Below are 19,643 nucleotides of genomic sequence, written 5' to 3'. Positions count from 1 at the left end.
CCGCCTGCGGGAGAGGGTTAGGGTGAGGGTAAAAACTACCCCGCCAACCCAACCCCCTGCTTACCATTCTTCTTAATCTGATACATCGCCTCATCGGCCCGCGTCAGCGCTTCATCGAAGCTGTCGCGTTCCTGCACTTGCGCAATACCAATTGACGCACCAATCTGCGCATGGCCGTTATCGATATCAAACGGCGTCAGCGCAGCATCCAGCACCGCCTGCATCATAATGCGTACTTTCGGATAGTCGATCAGGAGCGGCATCAGCAGCACAAACTCGTCGCCTCCGAGTCGGCCAATCACCACGTTTGGGGGCACCACGTCGATGATGCGCTGGCTCAGCTGAATCAACACCTCATCACCACTGCGATGTCCCAAGGTATCGTTGACGTGTTTGAAGTTATCGAGATCGATAAACGCCACGCACAGTGGGCCGAGCGCTTTCATCCTGCTGAACTGCGTATTTAGCGCATGGCGATTAGTCAGTCCGGTTAGCGGATCGTGATGCGCCAGCGATGAGAGCTGCGCTTCGTACTGCTTCTCTTTGGTCATATCAATGTGCGTACCGGTGACTTTGAGCGGATTGCCCGCTGCGTCCCATTCGGTAACGCGTCCGCGATCCAGCACCCATTTGATGTTGTCGTTTTTGCCCAGCATGCGGTGCAGCGCTTCGTAATAAGGCGCGCGCCCTTCAATGTGATCGTAAAAAGCTTTGAGCACTTCGTCGGCGTCATCCGGATGCAGGCGTTCGCGCCACACATCGAACTGCGCTTTGGTCTCTTTCGGCTGAAAACCCAGCATCGCACCCCAGCGACGATTAAAAATCACCAGCTTACCGCTGGGAATATCCAGCTGCCACAAACATAAACCGGTTCCATCCAGCGCTGCACTCAGCTTATTACGCGCGTCATGCGCTATACGCTTTAACCGCGCATTATGCTTTTTCAGGTTCTGAATCTGCTGACGCAGCGCTTCTTCTGACATGGTTGGCTGAAGGAGAGGAAATAAGCGCTATTTTGCCTGCCGGGAAGTTTCTGTAAATAAAACAAATGAAAAGCCGATTAGCAGCGGCAAATTGGAGAAACTTCAGGAGTTACGTCGAAAGTTTGCTGTCAAAACAGCTGACTTAACTTACTTAAGTACCAGCCTGTAGTAAGCCCCGCCTACATACGTAAGAAATTTCTTAAAAAGCATTTAATAACCGTTGAGTTTCGTGCCGCTGTGAAGGGTCACTGGCGCATTAAAGCGCAGCCAGAGGGCCGCACCGCCGCACGGCAGTGCCTACAGCAGCAAAGAAAACTGAGAATCAATTCGTGGTCAAACGCATTTTTAGCATGATTTTTTTGTTGGGCTTTTGCCTGTCGGCCTGGAGCGCCACCACCTTAAAATTCACGCCGCGTTACGGTCTGGTTTCCCCTGAAGTGACGCTGAATGCAGAGGGACAGCAGTGGCTAAAACGTCATCCGGTGCTGCGCGTCGGCGTATGGAGCCATACGTTACCGCCCTATTCGGTTGAATTCGAAGAGGACACCTTTGAAGGACTGTCCGCCGATTATCTGGCCATCATCGCGAAAACGCTGAATCGCCCGGTCGAAGTTAAGCGCTATAACACCCGTCTCGATCTGGTTAACGCGCTCAATAACAAGCAAGTCGATTTAATTCCTTACTACCCGCAGGCTGCTAATCATGAAACCAAACTGGCGCTGAGTATTCCCTATTCGCTGGCGCAAAGCGTGTTGATTAGCCGCCGCCAGGCAAAATTTGATCGTCAGCTGAATGACAGCCGCTATCGCCTGATGTACTACGGTGACGACGAACTGAAAGCGCTGCTGCATAAACGCTATCCCGAAGCCACATTAGCGCCCGCCTCACCGCCGCTCTGGGCCTATACCGATACCGCTTTCAATGAGGACATGGTGTTCTGGAGTAACTCCGCCACGCAGCGCTATTTGTCGCAGCGCGGCTTGCAGAACATCATTGAAGGCCATAGCACGCCTTACATGAACGATGTGGATGCACGCTTTGCCGCCCGCGCGGACAATGCTGAGCTGATCGACGCCATTACTGAAATTCTTAAAAATATCCCGCTACGTAATGCAGTACAAATTGCCGAAGCCTGGGGGCTTGATTACCGGTCGGTGGTGAAGAATCATCCTTTAGACCTTAGCGAAGCCGAAGCAAAATGGCTGGCGGAGCACCGCGACATCACGGTGAATTACGACCCTACACATCTGCCTTTCACCTTTCTCGACAGCAAACAGCGTGTCGCCGGACTCAGCGTTGATTTGTTAAATCTCATCTCGCAACGCACCGGTATTCGTTTTCATTACAACCCAATGCGGGGCTTGAGCAACATGCGCGATGCGCTGGTTAATCAACGCAATTCCCTGATTGTGGTGAGTGACGGCGCGTCAAAGCAGAGCCCGCAGATTCAATACACGCGATCTTATGTCTATTCGCCTTGGGTGGTGATGACCCGCAGCGACAGTAACTGGCACAGTTTCGATGAGATGACAGGGAAACGCATCGGCATCTACGAGCGTTCTTACTATCGCTTTGATCTGCGTCGCCGCTGGCCAACCATCGATTTTAGTGAAAATGCGGTTTCGCTCGACTCCCTCGGGCAGCTGCAGGACAAAGAGGTTGACGGCTTTATCGTGCCCTACGAATCGGCGCAATATTTGCTAAATAACCACTTCAACGATCGCTTCAAAGTGGCGTTTGTCGCACCGTTGCCGATGTTTCGCATGGCGATGGCCACCAATGTGGCGGATGAGCATCTGAATTCCATCCTGAATAAAGCGCTGTCCGATATTCCGCAGCCAACCATGCAGTCACTGATGGAGCGCTGGATCAAGTACACGCCGCCCGCCACCAGCACGTCCTGGCAGAGCTATCGCAGTTACGTGCTGCGTATTGCTGCGGTGGCCGGCATTTGCCTGCTGTTTTTCCTGTGGCGCAACCATCTGCTGAAATCGTCGCTGGCGAGGCAGCGCCAGCACGAGCGTGAAATCAGCAACCAACTGCACACGATCGAAACCTTATTAGAGGACGTGCGTAAAGCGAAGCGTGCGGCACTGCGCTCCAGCGAGGCGAAAAGTACTTTCCTTTCACATATGAGCCATGAAATCCGCACGCCGTTGGCGGCACTGATTGGCCTGTTGGAGATTGAACATTTAGGTCAGAGCGACGAAGCGCAGCGGCAAAAGAATATCGATTTGGCATGGGAATCTTCTCGTTCACTGCTCTCGCTGGTCGGCGATATTCTCGACCTGGCGAAAATCGAATCCGGTCATTTCAGCATTCGCCACATGCCGATGTCACTGAGCGATGTGGTTTACGACACTGAAGCGCTATTCCGTCAGGTGGCGCTAAATAAAGGGCTGGCACTCAATGTCATGCTGGATATCGATCAGGACAGCGTGCTGTTTGATCCCGTGGCGTTGAAGCAGATCCTGGCGAACCTGGTCAGCAATGCCATTAAGTTTACCGCGCGGGGTGAAGTTGAAGTAGCGCTTTACCAGGCAGATATCACTAAACCCGAATACGTACTGGAAGTCTGCGACAGTGGGGTGGGTCTCACGCCAGAACAGCAAAAGGCGATTTTCGAGCCCTTTATTCAGGTGGATCAGGGCACTAATCGCGTCAGTGGCACCGGACTGGGTCTCAACATCTGTCGCCGTCTGGCGGTGATGCTGGGAACCGAGCTGCATGTAGAGAGCGAGCCCGATGAGGGCAGCGTATTTATGCTGCGCTTCATCGCCCAGCCCGCCACGCTGACTGAAGCAGAAGCTGAGCCAGTTGATGACGTTGTGCACGCATCCTTAAGAATGCTGGTTGTGGATGACAACGCCACCAATCGCCTGCTGCTGGCACAACAGTTGCGTTACGCCGGGCATCATGTGTTGGTGGCAGAAGACGGTGAAGCGGCGCTGGCACTGTGGCGCGAACATGACGTTGATCGTGTGATCACCGATTGCAATATGCCAGGCATGGATGGCTTTGAATTTACCCGCCAGTTACGTATTGAGGAGAAGCTAATGAATCGCCGCGCAGTCCCGATTTATGGCCTGACGGCGATGGCAGAAGAGCGCGTTGCACAACTCGCGACGCAGGCTGGCATGGATGGTTGCCTGTTTAAACCGCTGGAGCGCACCCAGCTGCTGCGAGTGGTCACCGGCAGCGCTGCCAGCAGCATGCGTAATGAAACCCTGCTTACCCTGGAAAACCTCGCGGCCAATGATCCGCAAGCCTGGCGCGATCTGGTCACCACCGCTCAGCAGCAAAATGCGCGCGATCTTGCACAACTGGAGCAAGCTGCCATGGCGGAGGACTTCCCCGGCGCACACCACGCTGCGCATCAATTACTTGGCAGCGCCAAATTACTGCGCGCTGAAAGCTTACAACAGAGTTGCCTTGCCGCCGAGCAGGCAGCCGAACAACGAGAGAGTGCGTTTCTGCAGCAGCTGATTCCCGCAGTCGCTACAGCAGTGGCCGAACTGGAAGCGATCTTCCTTCACGCACTAAAAAATAATCCTGATAATGAGGTGAAACTATGAAACAAGATGCAATCTGGCAGGTTGCCGTATTAGACGATCATCCACTGATCGGCAAAGCAATTCAGTATCGTCTGGCGCAGGAAGCGCTGCTGGAGCTGGCTGGCGCCTTTTCGCAACGCCAGCAGCTGATGGCATTTTTGCAGCGTCATTCAGTGGACGTGCTGGTGCTGGACTACATGCTTGGCGAAGACGAACTCGACGGCCTGCAGATGGTGAAACAGCTGCGCGCGCGTTATCCCGATTTGAAAATCCTGATCTCCTCGGCAGTAGAAAAACCGGCAATAGTGCAACTGCTGTTAAAAGCGGGTGTGCATGGCTTTGTGGGTAAAAGTGAAGATCAGGAAGTGCTGATTACCGCCCTGCATCAGGTATGCCGTAACAAGCGTTTTCTCACCGCCGATATGCTGCTGGAAATGGATAAGTTTCAGGAAAGCGATCGGGAAATGCATGACTATTTATTGCCGCGTCAAACTGGCGAAGATATCACGCTGCTGCTGCGCAATCTCAGCCCACGTGAGATCGAAGTGATCCGTTGCTATCTGGATGGATTAAGCATTACGCAAATCGCCGGAAAATATGCGCGCAGCCGTAAAACCATCAGCGGGCAAAAACAGACTGCACTGCGTAAATTGGGTCTGCGATCTGATTTGGAATTATTCAAATACAAAGAGCATTTCGGTGAAATTGTGCTGCATCACTGATGCATAAATTGTGTTCTGTGACGCGGATCAAGGCTTATTGGCCGCGCTGCGCTGTCATGATGTTTACTAGAATGGTAGTTTATCAGTTATCACAGACACGATAACGGTGGATGACATTATGCAGCTGACAATGCGTTGGTTTGGTCCGAAAGAAGATAAAGTTTCGCTGGAATATATTCGTCAGGTGCCGGGCGTGCGCGGCGTCGTGGGCGCGCTGTATGACGTGCCGGTAGGTGAAACCTGGCCGAAAGAGAAAATTAACGCGCTGGTTGAGCAGGTGCATGCCGCCGGGCTGACCGTGGAAGTGATCGAAAGCGTCAACATCCACGACGACATCAAAATTGGTCTGCCAAGCCGCGATCGCTACATCGAAAATTATCAGCAGAGCATCCGTAACCTGGCCGAAGCGGGTGTGAAAGTGATTTGCTACAACTTCATGCCGGTGTTTGACTGGATGAAGACCGACATGAACTACGTGCTGCCAGACGGCTCGCTCACCATGGCGTTCGAGAAGAAAGGCATTGATAAGAGCCTCGACGAAGTGGTGCAGGAAGTGCTGGGCAACGCCAATGGTTTCGCCCTGCCGGGCTGGGAACCGGAGCGTCTGGCAAAAGTGCAGGATCTGTTTGCCCAATACAAAGATGTTGATGACGCTAAGCTGCGTGAAAACCTCGCTTACTTTCTGAAAGCGGTGATCCCGGTATGTGAAGAAGTGGGCGTGAAGATGGCGATCCACCCGGACGATCCACCGTATTCGATTTTTGGCCTGCCGCGCGTGGTGAAGAACCGCGACGATCTCGACTGGATCTGTAACGTTGTCGATTCCGAGGCCAACGGCATCACGCTATGTACCGGATCGATTGCCGAAGATCCGAGTAATGATGTGTACGCCATTCTGGCGGAGTTCTCGCGCCGCAAACGTATTCCGTTCGCCCATGTGCGTAACATCAAGATTATTCGGGATAAAGATTTCTACGAATGCGCGCACCCAACCGAATACGGTTCGCTGGATATGTATAAAGTGCTGCAATCGATGTATGACAACGGCTTCGATGGCTACATCCGTTCAGATCACGGCCGCTTTATCTGGGGTGAAACCGGCCGTCCGGGCTACGGTTTGTACGACCGCGCGCTGGGCACCACCTATCTGCTGGGATTGTGGGAAGCGCTGGGTAAGCGCTGAGTTGGGTGCGCTTTGTCCCTCACCCTAGCCCTCTCCCGCAAGCGGGAGAGGAACTTTTTGCTCCCTCTCCCCGTGGGAGAGGGCCGGGGTGAGGGCATCAGCGCGCACCATAATCACCGCACAACCTGACAAACTCGCCTTCCCCACTTGCCGTTAAATATATACAGTCAAACTGTACATATTCAGCGGGGAATCACCATGTCAGAACATAACAAAGCCGTTGTGCGTCGATTCAATCAGCAGGTGATTGCCGAAGGCGATCGCCAGGCTTTCGATCAACTCGTCGGCGAAAACTTCATTAACCGCTCAGCGCCAGCCGGCGCGCCCAGCGATCGCGAAAGTCTTTGGCACACCTTCGATCAGATCCTGCGCCCCGCTTTCTCCCATCTTCAGGTGCACGTTGAAGATCAAATCGCCGAGCGCGATTGGGTCACCACGCGCAAAACAATAACCGGCGTTCACAGCGGATCGCTGATGGGCATCGCGCCCACCGGTTTACCCGTAACGATCGCGGTGATCGATATGGTGCGAATTGAAGAGGGAAAATACGCGGAACATTGGGGCATGAACACGCTGGCGGCGGTGATAACGCAGTTAAAGCAGTTTGCGTAACGCAGCCAGCCCTTTTTGCAGATCGTCGCGATCCTGCTGGTCGAGTGTTTCATTGATGCGCGCCGCAAGCCAGTCGGCACGCTGTTGACGTGCGGCCGCCAACGCAGCGCGCGCCTGATCGCTCAGCACAATCACCTGCGCCCGCGCGTCCTGCGCGCTTTTTTGTCGCAGCACCAAATCTTGCGCCTCGAGTTCGTTAATCACTAATCGCATGCTTTGATGCTTCACGCCGCGCAGCCGCGCGAGATCGGCGATAGAAAGCGCGTCATGGCTGTCGAGCAGATCTAAGGTTTCATATTGCGAGGTGCGCACGGTCGCGGTGCTGACGCGGACGTTACGTACCAAATGACTGACCATCTTACGGAGCTCTTCCGCCAGCTGCTGGGTTTCATTTTCCGTGCTCAAAGGGGCGATTCCTGCGCGCTATCGTCGGTCCATTATAGGAAACCTATTGCCAGGCTTTAAACAACAAACTGGCATTCACGCCGCCAAAGCCAAAACCGTTGGATAGCGCATAGGTCATCACCGTCGGCTGTGGTTTCAGCGCCACCAGATTCAGCCCAACAGCCGCTTCATCCGGATGCTGCAGATTGAGCGTCGGCGGAGCAACCTGATCGCGCAGCGCCAGAATCGAGAAGATCGCTTCCACACCGCCCGCCGCACCGAGCAGATGTCCGGTGGCCGATTTAGTGGAGGTGATCGCTACCTCGCTGCCAGCGAACAGCGAGCTAATTGCTGCCAGTTCGCCCCTGTCGCCGACCGGCGTCGACGCTAGCATGCGCATTGATATGCTGCACCTCGCTCGCCGTAATGCCTGCCTGCGCCAGCGCGGTTTCCATTGCCCGGCGTGCCCCTTCACCATTTTCCGGGCCGGCGGTGAGATGGTAAGCATCTGCGCTGGTGCCGTAACCTACCAGCTCCGCCAGCGGTGTCGCGCCGCGCGCCTGCGCATGTTCCAGCGATTCAATCACCAGCAATCCCGCGCCCTCGCCCATCACAAAACCGTCGCGGTCGCGATCAAACGGACGCGAAGCCTGCTCTGGACGATCGTTAAAGCCGCCCGACATCGCTTTCGCTGCGGCAAATCCGGCCAGGCTCACGCGATGGATCGCCGCTTCGGTGCCGCCGCACAGCGCAATATCCGCTTCGCCGCTGCGAATCAAGCGCGCCGCATCACCAATCGCCTGCGCACCCGCCGCGCACGCGGTTACCGGCGCGCCAATTGGCCCACGAAAACCGTGTGCAATCGAAACGTGTCCGGCGGCCAGATTGGCGAGAAACGAAGGAATGGTAAACGGCGACAAGCGACGCGGCCCACGCTCGGCGGTGGTTTCAACCGCGTTGGCGATTTCGTTAAAGCCGCCGATGCCGGTGGCGATCACCGTGGCGGTGCGCTGCTGTTGCGCACTGTCCTGCGGGAACCAGCTGGCCTGCGTCAGCGCTTCATGCGCCGCCACCAGCGCGAACTCAATAAAGCGATCCATTTTCTTGCGATCTTTGGCGGCGATAATGCCGTCGGGATTAAAACCGTGCTGGCGATCCTGCTCCAGCGTCGGCACCTGTCCCGCCACTTTGCAGGCGATGTCCTGCACCATCTCTGGCGGCAAGGCGCTGATGCCCGATTTTCCCGCCAGCAGCGACTGCCAAACCGCTACCGTGCCGCAGCCCAGCGGCGATACCAGCCCCATGCCGGTAATGACAATTCGTTTCATTTTTCATTCCTTAATCTGCGGATGCTTACTTGCGCGTTAGCGTTATGACTGCGGCTGGTGCAGCGGCGGCGGCGCAAATTTCTGGGTGTTATCTCCAGCGCGTTTTTTCTGCAGATAATCATGGCGATAGTGCATCATCGGCTCCGCTGCCGGGCCGGGCACCATCTGATAGTTATCCAGCGTCAGCGGCTGGCCGTTTTCGCTATCGACCAGCTGCATCTTCACCGGACGCTGCGTAGCGCTTTCCACCAGCTGCATCTGGCGACCTTCCGGCGAGAAATGCGTGCTGCCCCACTCGGTGAGCGCCAGAATCACGCCGCGAAAATCGCGACCGACGGCCGTCAGGTGATATTCGAAGCGCGCCGGGCTGGTGCTGTAACACACCTTCTCCAGCAAGCCATCGTCCACCAGCTCTTTCAGGCGCCGCGACAATATGTTGGGCGCTATACCGCTGCTTTTCTGGAACTCATCGAAGCGCGTAAAACCGGCCAGCGCATCGCGCATAATCAGTATGCTCCAGCCATCGCCAATGCGCCCAAGGCTGCGCGCGATGGGACAAGGCATGTTGTGGAGCGTTTGGTTTTTCAAGGTTGGCTATCCCACATCGGTTTGATGGCGGATACTGTTGCAGAGTGACTTTCATTTTGCAAGTAACTTGCAGAATGAAAGTGATTTGGCGGTGGCTTCTTTGCACAACAAAGTGCGCCGCTACGGTTGGGCGCACTTGATCGTAGCGGCGCGATTTATCGCGCGGATTGGGTCAGGTCCGTACCCGCAATCTCGCCTCAATCTTATCGGCGATCTTGGTCACCACATAGGCAATCACCATGTAAAACACCACCGCCACCAGGAAGGCTTCGAGGTAGTAGAAATTCAGCGCCGCGGTCAGTTGCGCCTGGGCGAAGATATCCACCACTTCGATGGCAAACGCCAGCGACAGCGCTTTCATGATCACCATAAAGGCGTTGGCCAGATCGGGAATCGCCGCCACGATAATCTGCGGGAACATCACGCGGCGGAACAGCTGGCCGCCGCTGTAACCGAGCGACAGCGCCGCATCCGATTGTCCGCTATCAAAGGAGTTGAGCGCGCCCTTCCACACTTCCGCCTGAAACGCCGCGACGCAGGCGCTCAGGGCGACGATGATGATCACCCAGTTCGGCAGCGAGTGCGCATTCACTTTCACGCCAATCAGCGTGGCGACGAAATCCAGCGCCGGCGGCAAACCGTAATAGGCGAGGAAAATCACCACCACCATCGGCACGCCTTTGAAGGCAATCTTGTACGCGATCACCAACTGGCGCAGCACAGGAATGCGGCGATGTTCAATAAAGGCAAACAACCCGCCGAGCAGCGTTGAGCAGATAAACACCGTCACCGCCATCAGCAGCGTCACCGGCACCGCATCGAGAATGCTCCAGAAGTCCGGCAGTAAAACCTCAAGATCAAACATGGTTTCTCTCCCTTATCAGACGCTGGTGAATTTGACGCGTGCAGCAGTTTTCGAGCTGTACTTCGCGTGACGTTGTTCGAAGAAACGGATAATCAACCAGGCCACGCCGCACAGCAGCGAATAGAGCACCGCCAGCACCAGATAAGTGCCGAACTGATATTGGTTGTAGTCGCGTTCCATGATCAGATGCGCAGTCGCCATCACATCCGCCGCACCGATGTACATCACCAGCGCCACGTTATGAATCAGATAGATAATCGCATTGCCGTAACCCGGCAGCGCATAGTGCACCGCTTGCGGACCGACAATACGCAGCATTTTCTGGCGGAAGCTGTAGCCCATGCTGTCGGCGGCGTCATGCTGACCGCTCTCCACGGCGAGGAACGCCGGGCGCATCACTTCCGACAGATAACCGCCGTGATACAGGCTCAGGCCAATCATCGCCGCGACGTTGGCGGTGACAAAATCGCTGAAGCCAAACTGCTCGGCCACCAGCGGCAAACCATAAAACGCGACAAACAGCTGCAGCACCACCGGCACGCTGCGCGCGTACGAGACGTACAAATCCACAAACTGGCTGATAACCGGGATGCGGCGCACGCGGAACACGGTGGCGATCAGCGCCAGGAAGAACCCGACGATCATCGCGACAAACATTATGCCAAGCGTCAACGGCAGCGCCGAGAGCAGCTCGGGAATCATCGAAGTCAGATTCACGGTGAAACACTCCTGCTAACAATGAAGCAACGCCCGGCTCAGCACCGGGCGCAGCTTTAGTGAATCCTTACTTCATGTACTTCGTGACGTCTTCGCCAAACCACTTCTGCGCCAGCTTATCCAGCGTGCCGTCCGCTTTCAGCTGTTGCAGCGTTTTGTTGATGTCATCGTTCAGCGCCTGGTTCTCGGCTGAACGGTGAATCAGCACGTAAGTGTTGTTAATGGCAACCGGCTCGCTGGCTTTGATCGCCAGTTTCTGGTTGTCGATCACCGTTTGCTCGCCGAGGTTCGAAGGCAGGATCAGCGCATCATATTTGCCACGCTGCACCTCTTTCAGACGATCCGGATAAGGCACGCCTGCGCTCGAAGCTTTGATCTCAACTTTGTTGTTCGGGTTGTCCTGCTGCCACTGCGTCACGAATTTGTACACGCCGCCGCCGGCGGTAACCGGCACAATCTTCTTGCCGACCAGATCTTTCATGCTGTTGATGGTGCTATCGCTGCGGCTGTAGATTTTCATCAGGCTGGCACCGATCGGTGCATCCGGAATCAGGAACTGTTTGCTGCGCGTTGGCGCTTTGTAATAACCGCCGGTCGCCATGTCATATTTGCCGGTGGCGAGGCCGGTTTCCTGGGCGATATCCGCCGCACCTTCCATCACAAATTTGTACTGCGGCAGTTTAGCGTTGATGGCTTTCAGCACGTCCGGCTCGTAGCCCTGCGGCTCGTGACCAATCGCGCCCCACGACAGCGGTTTAGACTCCGCCGCAGTGGCGATTTTGATAGTGCGCACCGCGTCGGCGAAGCTGTTACCGCTGATGAGTGCCAGCGCGATGATGCCAGGCGCAGCCAGGCGACGTAAAGTGGTTTTGATTGCAGGCATGTCATTGATTCCTTTGATTATTAGAATACGCGTTCTGAATTGAGGAACTGAGCAAGTCGCGGCAGGGTTGGATTATCAAATATCTCAGTCGGGCTGCCCTGCGCGGCCACCACGCCCTGATCCATAAAGACGATGCGGTTCGAGATACTTTTGGCGAACTGCATTTCGTGTGTCACCAGCAGCGAGGTAATGCCGGAGGACGCCACATCTTTAATCACTTTCAGCACCTCGCCCACCAGCTCCGGATCGAGCGATGAGGTCGGTTCATCAAACAACATCACATCAGGACGCACCGCCAGCGCGCGGGCGATGCCGGTACGCTGCAGCTGACCGCCGGAAAGCTGCGACGGATAGTGATCGAGTTTGGCGCCCAATCCGACGCGCTCCAGCTCCTGCACGGCGATATCGCGCGCTTGCTGTTTGCTTTTGCGTTGAATGACGATCAGCGGATCCATCACGTTTTCCAGCACCGTCATGTTTTTGAACACGTTGAACTGCTGGAACACCATCGCGGTGCGCAGGCGTATCGCCTGGATCGCCGCTTTATCCGGTGACTGATAATCCATGCGGATCTGATCGAGCTGAATGGTGCCCGACGCCGGTTTCGCCAGATAGTTAATGCAGCGCAGCAGCGTGGTTTTGCCGGTGCCGCTTGGCCCGATGATCGACACCACATCGCCACGTTTCACCGACAGATCGACACCTTTCAGAATCGGCGTGCTGCCGTAAGAGAGCGTAATATCGTTGAGTTCTAACATGCAGCAGCCCTTATTTGTGCAGGTCAGCATGGCCAAGCACATGCATCAGACGGTTGGCCCAGCCAAAAATGGCGATGGCGTGGATCAGATCGATAATCTCCTGATCGTTCATGCCGACCGCGCGCAGTGCCGCCATATCTTCGACGCTGGCTTCTGACGGCGTCACCGACAGGCGGCGGGCAAAACGGTAGATCGCCGCATCTCGCTCACCGAGCACATCCGCACGATCAAAGTAGATGGCGCTCACTACCGCATCGCTCTCCGCCAGCTGCGCATGGCGACGCGCATGCACCACCGCGCAATATTTGCAGCCGTTAACGATCGACGCGCCCAGCGCGCCGAGTTCACGATCCGCGCGATCCAGCCCGCCATCGACATACATAATGGCGTTGAACAGCACGGTACGCGCCACGTAGCTGTCAGGATCGTGCGCTAACGTGCGCACATATTCGGAGATCTTCTTATTCGATGGCGTCACTTTCATCGCATCGAGCTGCGCGGGCGTGGCCTCCTCTACCTCAACCGGCGCGATATACGGATGCCAGTGCAGCGGCTTGAGATTAACCGACGGAATCATGCAGACCTCAACAAACGTAATCCGGCCGCGACGCGCGTCTGGAAGTTAATAAAAGCGATCAGCTCGGAGAGCGCCACAATCTGTGAATTGCTCAATCCGGCTTGCTCCAGCAGGCGAATGTGCTGCTCGGTGGCGTGCATTGGCTGCTGGGTAATGAGATCGGCGTGGCGCGCGATGGTCGCCAGCGGTTCTGGCAGGTCGGTGGCGCCTGCCGCCAGCGCCAGCAGCGCCTCTGACGGCTGCAACGCCGCCAGCTGCGTCTGATAATCCTGTTGCAGCGCGGCATCGTTATTCAGCTGCGCCATGCGCTGCGCCAGCGCTAAACGCACATCCGGCGCTAAGCCCTGATCGTCGTTGGGTGCCAGCACCGAGATGCGGCACTGCTCCGCGCCGTCAACAAATTCCGGGCGCAGGCGGCGCGTGCCGTACAGCGCATCTTCAGCGTTTAAACCGACTGCGCGATCAATTGCGTCACTCACTGCGCGTTCTCCTGGTTGAGTAAGGGCGTAGAATCCACCCATTCATCGCCCTGCAATTCAGGGGTGTCAAAAGCCTGTAAGTTGGCGTAATGCTGCTCGACGTCTTCGGCAAACAGCGAAGCGGTAATGCCGCGCACCAGACGATCGGCACCGGCGCTCACCGCCGGGATATCGCCGGAGACTTTGCCGTGCGTCAGCATCGCGGCATCGTTGAAGCAGTGAATGTGCGCCAACAGCGGGCATGCGCCTGGTGTCAGTTCGCGGAATTCAAAGGCGAGGCCGAGATCCGGCGCTTCCAGCAGATTGGCTCGCGGCGCGCCCATTTCGGGCTGATAACGTCCGTCGCGCCAGCTGCGGATATGTGGCGCGAGCGCGGCAAACTCCGGGCGGTCGTGGAAATCGTTACTAAAGCCGGTAGCCGCAATGAGGTAGTCGTAGCGCAGCGCGCCTTGCGTGGTTTCGATCAGCAGCCCATCGGCCTCTTGCTTAACCGCTTTGATGCCGCAATTAAGCAAGAAGCGAGCATTGGCATGACGCGATACGCGCAGCGTCGAGGAGCGCGGCGGCGGCGTTTGCGTGGTGGCGGTGTAATCGACAAACTTCCACTTCCACGCGTCCGGCAGCTGATGCATGCCGTGCACCACGCCCTGACTGCCGATGCCGGTCATTTTGTTGATGCGCGGCATCTGCTTGCGACGAATCAGCAGATCCACCGCGCCCGCGCCGTTTTCCAGCGCGGTGGCGGCGTTATCCATTGACGATGCACCTGCGCCAATCACCGCGATGCGTTTGCCTTTTAGGGCTGAGAAATCAATGTCGTCAGCGGAGTGCGCCCAGAACTGGCGGCTAATACCTTGCAGGAAATCCGGCACGGCGAAGCCGCCAAGACCAGAACGTCCGGTGGCCAGCACCAAGCGGCGAGTGTATATGCGGCCGGTTTCGGCACCGCTTACATCGAGCGCAATCAGATCGCCAGCAAAGCCAATATGGGTGACGCGCACATTGTTGCGCACCGGCAGATTCAGCACCTTGCGATACCAAATCAGATAATCCATCCACTGCGCTTTGGGAATTTTATCCAGCGCTTGCCAGGCTTCTTTGCCCCACTGCGCGGTGAACCACGCGCGGAACGTCAGTTGCGCCATGCCGAGCGCCGGGCCTTGTAGAGATTTCGGTGAACGCAGCGTTTCCATGCGCGCAAAGGTCACCCACGGACCTTCCAGCCCAGCGGGTGCGGCGTCATACGCCACCACATTGCTGATGCCACTGAACTGCAATTTCGCCACCGCCGCCAGCCCGCACATGCCCGCGCCGATCACCACCACGTCACGCACGGGTGCGCCATCCTGCGTGCGCTCGGGCACCCAGGATTTAGCGGGCAGTTCAAGATATTCCAGATCCTGCTGAAGCTGAGCTTCCAGCGCGGCAAGGCCATCGGCGGAATAAGTCATACATGTTTTCCCAGAAATAAGTGGCGGCCAGAGTGCGGACGAAACCACCAAAGCGCGTGAGTGACTGTGCATTTCCATTATCCTGATAACACATAGTTAATGGTCATTAATCAATAAATCACATAGTAAGAGCTAAGGTTTCGCATAATCCTCTTGCCCTAAAACAGAGTCAATAATCGCGCTCAGCTTTTGACCAATGGATTTCTTATATCTTATGCCGGAAATGTTATAAGGCTTTTAAAAGAAGATTTTCATACGCAGGCTGATGACTGAAATCACGTACATTCCGTAGCGGCGCGATTTATCGCACCGCTAAAAAATACGATTGGGGTGAGATATTTAATCCTGATTAATTAACCGCATAATACGCGGATGCTCGCTGGCGGGCAGACGCTCAAAACCCGGCAGCAAATCGGCGGCCGCGCTGGCTAACGCCTCAACCAGCGCCTGCGCGGCAGCTGAAATCTGTCTTCCCTGCGGCGTGATCACGCCAAAGTAGTAGGGAATATCCTCCTCAATTGGACGGATCGCCACACCGGCCAGCGGCATGCCCCAACCGGTGACCGGTTCGAGAATCGCCACGCCCAGCCCGGCGCGCACGCAGCCAAGAATATTGGCGGAGGAGTTGGTTTCGATGGTTTCGTGCAGCGGCGTTTTGACTTTTTTCAGCGCTTTTTCGTAGCGTCCGCGCAACCGCTGCGGGCTCCACGGCGCAATCAAACGGCGTCCTGCCAGACTGCTTAACGACAGCTGAGATTGCGCCGCCAGCTCGTCATGCTCTGGCAGCGCCACCACGCATTGCGACTGGCCAATCCAGTGCAGCTCCACCGCGTGATGCTCCAGCGGCAAACTGCATAAACCGAGATCGGCTTCGGCAGTGATCACCGCATGTGCCGTCTGCACTGCGGATTCGCTGATGATCTGCACTTTGTTCTGCAGATTCAGCGCGGCCAGCGCCTGCGGCAGCAAACCCGCCGCCAATGCCGGCGTGGCGGCGATGCTCAGCGGACGATGCTGCTGATGGGCGATCTCCTGCGCGCGCAGGCGAATCTGCTGCAGCGAGAGCAGCGCTTTCTGCACGTATTGATGCAGCTGCAGCGCCTCTTCCGAAGGATGAATGCGCGGCCCGTTGCGGATAAACAGCGGATAACCCAGCGATTGTTCCAGCTCCTGAATCAAACGCGACACCGCCGGCTGCGAGCGATTGAGCGCCTTCGCCGCCGCCGTGACGCTACCGGCAGAGATCACCGCCGAAAAGGCTTCCAGCTGCCGCAAATCCAGGTCGTTTAAAATGGTCATCGCGCAATTTTTCCCTAACTCATTGATCGTTCCCGACATTGGCGCGGGAAAGTTTTCATCATAGAGAGAGTGGTGGGAATTAGCTACTGGAAGTAAAGTATATACAATCACTTAAAGCATTAAACATTTCACTTAATTATGAAATCTAAAGCATCAACCTAATTACAACCATCCTTAAGAGATAAAATTTAAAATTACGATTTAAAAATTTTTATTAAATCACACCTTAACAAACCCACTCTAGACACTACAAACATCTTATATTTACCATCTAAAAAATTAGACAAAACGTTCTTAAAGTAGTAAATTTTGTTACAACTCAAAACAATCCATTATTTTATTTTTGCATTAGGATATGCTGATGAACCAAAAAATCAAAAAACAACCTCCGGTTTCGAATTTAATTGAAAACATTCAAAAAATGATGAATGGAAAAGCATTTAAAAATTATATTCATCACGCAAGATTCCCTAACTTTAAAGGATTAGAAGAAAACGCAAAAATTACGTTTGACTTTCCTTTAACTGCATTAGTTGGCGCAAATGGAAGCGGTAAAAGCTCAATTCTTCATGCTTTGTACGGTATGCCTGAAAGATATAGTACATCACGTTTTTGGTTTTCAACTGATATAGATCCTATCATCGATATTAATAAAAACCCTGCTCGCTATATATATGGTCATTGGCATCAAAAATACAATAATATTGTTGAGACTAGAAAAGCTCGAATGAAACGTGTTAACAGAAATTATGAATACTGGGAACCAACGAAGATCAGCATTCGTGATAATATGAAAAAAATGCCTAAAGAGCCTTACGAAAGAAAAGATGCTGATCGCTGGAATCCAGTGCAACGTGAAGTTCTTTACATGAATATGAAAATGGTTATTGGCGCATTTGACAGGACAATGAATTTCGATGACAAAATTAATTATTCAATTCATAAAGGGCCAACTGGCCAAAGTGAGAAACATGAAGAAATGCTTAAGGGCGCAAAGCGACTTAGTCGAGTTGCCAGCAACAACATTCAGGAATGGAAGTTAGGCGGAGGCAGGGATAGAGTATTCTGCAATAGATTATTAAATGATAATGAACTGGAGATAGTTTCAAGGATCTTAGGTAGAAAGTATATTTCAGCCCGTTATATTGAACATTCTTTATATCCTAGCCAAAATGGAAGTGACCTTAGCGTTATCTTTGACCGAGGAATAAAGTATTCAGAAGCATATGCTGGAAGTGGTGAGCTTTCCATTGTGAAAATTGTTACTGAATTGTTAGCTTCTAATGAAAATACTTTAGTATTACTCGATGAACCAGAAACTTCTTTACATCCTGGAGCCCAAAGGGAACTCCTTTCGTTTTTACTGGAAATGATCATCATAAAAAAATTACAAATAATAATTTCCACACATTCAAGTGATATGATTTCTGAATTACCTAACAATGCTATTAAAGTTTTAGAAGGTAATGGAATGGGTAAAACAAGGATTATGAATAGCTGCTCATCTCTAATTGCATTAAATAGACTTGGAAGCTTAAATAATGATAAAACTACAATCTATGTTGAAGACTTGATGGCAAAAGCTGTTATCGAAAGAGCAACCAGACAGTTAGACTCCGGTGAAAAGTTGAGTATTGAAATAATTGTTGCGCCTGGTGGCGCCGATACTATTTTAAAATATATTATCCCAACACTAATAATAAAAGAATCCAAAAGTTTCGTATACCTTGACGGCGACCAAAAACTACTTGAAACTTTTCATGATCCAAGCACCATTCCACCATCTGAATACTTTACGCTGGATGAAAAAATCAAAGAAACAGTCAAATGCAAACCACAACTTTTATTAAATGGAGGAAATGACAAAGCTGGTAATAAAGTTGCTGAAACAGATATGAAATTAAAATACTTGTCATGGATTTATAATAATCTCAGTTACCTACCAAGATTATGTCCGGATGCTATCGTTTTAAATTCTATAGATGAAAGCGCGACTTATAATTCATCAGAAGAATATAAAAATGCATTAAAACAAATCTACAACGATCCGGATATTTCGTCACTTGAGATAATTACTCTATCAAAACACTACTTAAATAAAATGGATGACAATTCGGCTGATTTGGTTATAATTGCATCTAAAGTTAAGGAGTGGATTCAGCGTGGATAAATCAAAAGCCAAGACTATCAATAAAAAACATACTGCTATTGACCTTTTCAGTGGGTGTGGTGGTTTATCTCAAGGTTTAGTTCAAGCTGGCTTTAAGGTTTTGGCAGCTATTGAGTTAGATAAAAAAGCTGCAACAACATACACATTGAATCATCCCAAAACTAAAATGTTCAATATGGATATAATCTCTTTACCACCTGAAGAAGCACTTGATAAATTAAACATTTCCCCTGGGGAATTAGATCTTTTAGCTGGATGCCCGCCATGCCAAGGCTTTTCACGTCTAAGAACAAAAAATAAAGGATTTGCATCAGAAGATACCAGAAATGATCTTATATTTTATTTTCTTGAATATATTAAAGTCATGAAGCCTAAAAACATCATGCTTGAAAATGTCCCAACACTGATTAAAGACCATAGATTTCATGAGTTTTGCCTTTCATTAGACACATTGGGCTACTCTTATAAATTTGACGTACTCGATGCAAAAGATTATTCAGTCCCTCAAAGAAGGAAAAGATTAATCTTATTAGCTTCTATAAGTTGCATTCCTAATTTAGCAGCTAAGTCATCAAAATTTAAAACTGTAAGAGATGCGATTGGAAAAAAAGAAATTCCTGAGAATGATAACATACATAGTTTAACTGATAAACGTTCTCAAAAAGTAATGGAGATAATTAAAAACATCCCCAAAAATGGAGGTAGCAGAACTTCATTACCTCCACACCTACAACTTGAATGTCATAGAAAATCAAATGGATTCTATGATGTTTATGGTCGAATGCAATGGGATGATCCATCACCTACAATTACTAGCGGATGCAATAATCCATCGAAGGGACGTTTTATTCACCCTGAAAAGGATAGGGCAATATCATTAAGAGAAGCCGCGCTTTTACAGGGGTTTCCGATTAGTTACAAGTTCATCCCTGAACATGGTAAAGGTTCAATTTCATTGATGATTGGTAATGCTTTGCCTCCACCTTTTATAAAAGCACACGCATTAAGCATTATTAGACAAATCGAAGGCTCAAATTAACTCATAAATCTAAAGATAAAATCATTATCTTTAGATTTAACTTTAACTTTC

At 52.6% G+C, this 19,643-nt stretch carries 17 protein-coding genes and 1 pseudogene; 6 read left to right on the top strand and 12 right to left on the bottom strand.

Annotated elements, in window-relative coordinates; genetic code table 11:
* Nucleotides 1–35: 35 nt before the first annotated feature.
* Nucleotides 36–983, bottom strand: coding sequence for a sensor domain-containing diguanylate cyclase (locus Q3H59_RS03790; RefSeq protein WP_309833336.1), 948 nt, complete (start codon nucleotides 981–983; stop codon nucleotides 36–38).
* Between the two features lie 350 nt (nucleotides 984–1,333).
* On the opposite strand from Q3H59_RS03790, the gene Q3H59_RS03785 reads away from it, so the two are divergent.
* From Q3H59_RS03785 to Q3H59_RS03770, 4 genes are all read left to right on the top strand, one after another.
* Nucleotides 1,334–4,558: a response regulator gene (locus Q3H59_RS03785; protein ID WP_309833334.1), complete on the top strand. Its 3,225-nt coding sequence runs from the start codon at nucleotides 1,334–1,336 to the stop codon at nucleotides 4,556–4,558.
* On the top strand, nucleotides 4,555–5,259 hold the full coding sequence (locus Q3H59_RS03780) for a response regulator transcription factor (RefSeq protein ID WP_137386443.1): 705 nt from the start codon (nucleotides 4,555–4,557) through the stop codon (nucleotides 5,257–5,259). The genes Q3H59_RS03785 and Q3H59_RS03780 overlap by 4 nt, the downstream gene beginning before the upstream one ends.
* A gap of 118 nt (nucleotides 5,260–5,377) precedes the next feature.
* The gene (gene uxuA, locus Q3H59_RS03775) at nucleotides 5,378–6,442 is read left to right on the top strand and encodes a mannonate dehydratase (RefSeq protein ID WP_192412082.1); all 1,065 of its coding nucleotides are present in this window, start codon (nucleotides 5,378–5,380) and stop codon (nucleotides 6,440–6,442) included.
* A 198-nt stretch (nucleotides 6,443–6,640) separates the two neighbouring features.
* Nucleotides 6,641–7,054: an ester cyclase gene (locus Q3H59_RS03770; RefSeq protein WP_137386445.1), complete on the top strand. Its 414-nt coding sequence runs from the start codon at nucleotides 6,641–6,643 to the stop codon at nucleotides 7,052–7,054.
* Here the strand turns inward: Q3H59_RS03770 and Q3H59_RS03765 are convergent.
* The 11 genes and pseudogenes from Q3H59_RS03765 to Q3H59_RS03715 form a co-directional block, all read right to left on the bottom strand.
* On the bottom strand, nucleotides 7,037–7,459 hold the full coding sequence (locus tag Q3H59_RS03765) for a MarR family winged helix-turn-helix transcriptional regulator (RefSeq protein ID WP_101761875.1): 423 nt from the start codon (nucleotides 7,457–7,459) through the stop codon (nucleotides 7,037–7,039). The two genes, Q3H59_RS03770 and Q3H59_RS03765, sit on opposite strands and share 18 nt — an antisense overlap.
* A 43-nt stretch (nucleotides 7,460–7,502) precedes the next feature.
* Nucleotides 7,503–8,766 (bottom strand): annotated as a pseudogene (fabF, locus tag Q3H59_RS03760) (beta-ketoacyl-ACP synthase II).
* Nucleotides 8,767–8,808: 42 nt separating this feature from the next.
* On the bottom strand, nucleotides 8,809–9,354 hold the full coding sequence (locus tag Q3H59_RS03755; protein ID WP_309833329.1) for a helix-turn-helix domain-containing protein: 546 nt from the start codon (nucleotides 9,352–9,354) through the stop codon (nucleotides 8,809–8,811).
* Between the two features lie 172 nt (nucleotides 9,355–9,526).
* The gene (locus Q3H59_RS03750; protein ID WP_192412085.1) at nucleotides 9,527–10,219 is read right to left on the bottom strand and encodes an amino acid ABC transporter permease; all 693 of its coding nucleotides are present in this window, start codon (nucleotides 10,217–10,219) and stop codon (nucleotides 9,527–9,529) included.
* A gap of 15 nt (nucleotides 10,220–10,234) precedes the next feature.
* A complete protein-coding gene (locus Q3H59_RS03745; RefSeq protein WP_277974939.1) occupies nucleotides 10,235–10,921 on the bottom strand; it encodes an amino acid ABC transporter permease in 687 nt (228 codons plus the stop codon).
* Nucleotides 10,922–11,003: 82 nt separating this feature from the next.
* Nucleotides 11,004–11,819, bottom strand: coding sequence for a transporter substrate-binding domain-containing protein (locus tag Q3H59_RS03740; protein WP_277974094.1), 816 nt, complete (start codon nucleotides 11,817–11,819; stop codon nucleotides 11,004–11,006).
* Between the two features lie 20 nt (nucleotides 11,820–11,839).
* A complete protein-coding gene (locus Q3H59_RS03735) occupies nucleotides 11,840–12,577 on the bottom strand; it encodes an amino acid ABC transporter ATP-binding protein (protein WP_277974095.1) in 738 nt (245 codons plus the stop codon).
* A 10-nt stretch (nucleotides 12,578–12,587) separates the two neighbouring features.
* Nucleotides 12,588–13,154 (bottom strand): peroxidase-related enzyme, encoded by a 567-nt coding sequence (locus Q3H59_RS03730; RefSeq protein WP_137386449.1) that lies wholly within the window; start codon nucleotides 13,152–13,154, stop codon nucleotides 12,588–12,590.
* Nucleotides 13,151–13,633 carry a CMD domain-containing protein gene (locus Q3H59_RS03725; RefSeq protein ID WP_110867263.1) on the bottom strand — a complete coding sequence of 161 codons (483 nt, stop codon included), beginning with the start codon at nucleotides 13,631–13,633 and terminating at the stop codon, nucleotides 13,151–13,153. Before Q3H59_RS03725 ends, Q3H59_RS03730 begins: the two co-directional genes overlap by 4 nt.
* Nucleotides 13,630–15,084, bottom strand: coding sequence for an NAD(P)/FAD-dependent oxidoreductase (locus Q3H59_RS03720; RefSeq protein ID WP_309833317.1), 1,455 nt, complete (start codon nucleotides 15,082–15,084; stop codon nucleotides 13,630–13,632). The genes Q3H59_RS03725 and Q3H59_RS03720 overlap by 4 nt, the downstream gene beginning before the upstream one ends.
* 339 nt (nucleotides 15,085–15,423) lie before the next feature.
* Complete coding sequence (locus Q3H59_RS03715; protein WP_309833313.1) at nucleotides 15,424–16,383, bottom strand: LysR family transcriptional regulator; 960 nt, start codon at nucleotides 16,381–16,383, stop codon at nucleotides 15,424–15,426.
* A 361-nt stretch (nucleotides 16,384–16,744) separates the two neighbouring features.
* Between Q3H59_RS03715 and Q3H59_RS03710 the strand changes: the two genes are divergently transcribed.
* The gene (locus Q3H59_RS03710) at nucleotides 16,745–18,553 is read left to right on the top strand and encodes an AAA family ATPase (RefSeq protein ID WP_309833311.1); all 1,809 of its coding nucleotides are present in this window, start codon (nucleotides 16,745–16,747) and stop codon (nucleotides 18,551–18,553) included.
* A complete protein-coding gene (locus Q3H59_RS03705) occupies nucleotides 18,546–19,592 on the top strand; it encodes a DNA cytosine methyltransferase (RefSeq protein WP_192412090.1) in 1,047 nt (348 codons plus the stop codon). The genes Q3H59_RS03710 and Q3H59_RS03705 overlap by 8 nt, the downstream gene beginning before the upstream one ends.
* Nucleotides 19,593–19,643 lie beyond the last annotated feature (51 nt).

Source organism: Pantoea sp. SORGH_AS_0659 (assembly GCF_031453915.1).
In the GTDB taxonomy this organism is placed as follows: Bacteria; Pseudomonadota; Gammaproteobacteria; order Enterobacterales; family Enterobacteriaceae; genus Pantoea; species Pantoea leporis.
This window is presented reverse-complemented; position numbering and strand designations above follow the sequence as displayed.